Origin of the sequence: Paenibacillus sp. OT2-17 (assembly GCF_009827695.1) — a bacterium.
GTDB classification, from domain to species: Bacteria; Bacillota; Bacilli; order Paenibacillales; family Paenibacillaceae; genus Paenibacillus; species Paenibacillus polymyxa_B.
The window spans coordinates 1-583 of sequence record NZ_WUDQ01001031.1 but is presented as its reverse complement, the minus strand read 5'-3'; the positions used below and the strand labels follow the sequence as shown (position 1 = coordinate 583).

Sequence of the window (583 nt, the reverse complement as noted above, 5' to 3'; positions counted from 1 at the left end):
CAAAGTTGGAGATCACAAGTGGCCTTAAGGCTGGTGGTTTGCTGATCTACAACGGGGATGAACCACTGCTTTCACAAGTGTTGGCGGAGTCTGAAACGGTCAAGCCTGAAGGTTTAAAATTGTTTACGTTCGGGCTAGTTGCAGGCAACGATGACTATCCAACTGAAATCACTTCCGATGGAGAAGGCAGCTTATTTATAACAGCCCAATCTGGCAAAGAGGCTTTCCGGCTTCCCTTGCTTGGACAGCACAATGTTGTAAATGGTTTGGCAGCACTGGCGGTAGCGCGTCATTTCAATGTCGATGTAGACCATATACGTAAAGGGTTGTCGTCTTTAAAGCTGACGGGCATGCGCATTGAGGTCGTGAACTGTCCTAATGGACTTACCGTGCTAAACGACGCTTATAATGCCAGTCCGGCTTCAATGAAGGCTGCAATTCAGACGCTGTCTGCGTATAAAACGGACGGACGTAAAATCGCCGTGCTTGGTGACATGCTGGAGTTGGGACCTGAGGAAAAGCAATTCCATGAGGAAATTGGAATTTTCGCGGCAAAGCACGACGTAGAAGTACTGTTTACCTA

The 583-nt window shown here is 47.9% G+C and carries 1 protein-coding gene; it reads left to right on the top strand.

Translation table 11 applies throughout. From position 1 onward, the window contains the following. Positions 1–583: glutamate ligase domain-containing protein (locus GRP75_RS28885; protein WP_272917263.1), on the top strand; the 583-nt coding region annotated here is incomplete at both ends.